Here is a 1,265-nt window from a genome sequence, read left to right as displayed (position 1 = left end):
CGCCGTCAGGTAGTAATTACCAGATGGTGACTCGGGAGTCGGGGGCTAAGTACATGCCGTCGGACTCGGTCACGCCGTAGGTGTCGTGGAAGGCGGTCATGTTCTTCACGACCTGGTTGCAGCGGAACTCCTCCGGCGAATGCGGGTCGATCGACAGCCGCCGCACCCGCTCCTCGGTGCGCATCTTCGACCGCCACGCCTTCGCCCACGCGGAGAAGAACGCCCTCGCCTGCTCGGGGCTCGGCGCCACCGGCACACCCGGGGTGCCCGCCCGTTCGCCGAGTTCGAGCTCGAGCGCCTTCCAACCGATCGACAGACCACCCAGGTCACCGATGTTCTCACCGACCGTCAGCGCCCCGTTGACATGCTGGTTGGCCTCGAGACCGGCCGGAACCAGTTCCTCGTACTGCGCGATCAGCGCATTCGTGCGCTCCTCGAAGCGCTCACGATCAGCAGACGTCCACCAATCGACGAGGTTGCCGTCGCCGTCATAGCGCGAACCCTGATCGTCGAAGCCGTGCCCGATCTCGTGGCCGATGACCGCGCCGATGGCTCCGAAGTTCGCCGCCACATCACCGGAGGCGTCGAAGAACGGCGGCTGGAGGATCGCGGCCGGGAAGACGATCTCGTTCATCACCGGGTGGTAGTAGGCGTTGACCGTCTGCGGGGTCATCAGCCATTCGGTGCGGTCGATGGGTCCGCCGATCCGTTTGACCTGCCGCACATGCTCGGCCTGCGAGCAGCGACGCACATTGCCCACCAGGTCGGCGGCGTCGATCGTGGCCGGGTACTCCCGCCACACCTCCGGATAGCCGACCTTCGGAGTGAACTTCGAGAGCTTGACCAGCGCGCGTTCCTTCGTCTCCTCGCTCATCCAATCGAGTTCGCGGATCGACTTGTCATAGGCCTTGATGAGCATGCCCACGAGGTGATCGATCGCGTCCTTCGACGACGGCGGGAACTCAGCGGCGACATAGAGCTTGCCCACGGCCTCACCGAGGTAGCCCTCGACGAGGCTGACCCCGCGCTTCCAGCGCTCCCGCAGTGCCGGGGTGCCCGACAGAGTCCGGGAGTTGAAGTCGAAGTTCTCCTCGACGAACTCATCGGACAGCAGCGAGGCGGTGTCGGAGACGACGACGAAGCGCAGCCAGGTCTTGATGGTCTCGATATCGGTCTCCGCCCACACCTTCGCCATGCCCGTGACGAACGAAGGCTGGGAGACGACGAGGTACTTGAGATCGGCCGCCTCGGCGGTGAGGATCCCC

At 65.1% G+C, this 1,265-nt stretch carries 1 protein-coding gene; it reads right to left on the bottom strand.

The annotated features are described in order from the left end of the window. Positions 1 to 16 precede the first annotated feature (16 nt). The coding region (locus AD89_RS0117125) for a M13 family metallopeptidase (RefSeq protein WP_025780811.1) at positions 17 to 1,265 on the bottom strand (1,249 nt) is incomplete at its 5' end.

The organism is Brevibacterium sp. VCM10 (assembly GCF_000583215.1).
GTDB lineage: Bacteria > Actinomycetota > Actinomycetes > Actinomycetales > Brevibacteriaceae > Brevibacterium > Brevibacterium linens.
The sequence above is the reverse complement of the archived record's forward strand: the minus strand, read 5'-3'. Positions and strand labels throughout refer to the sequence as shown.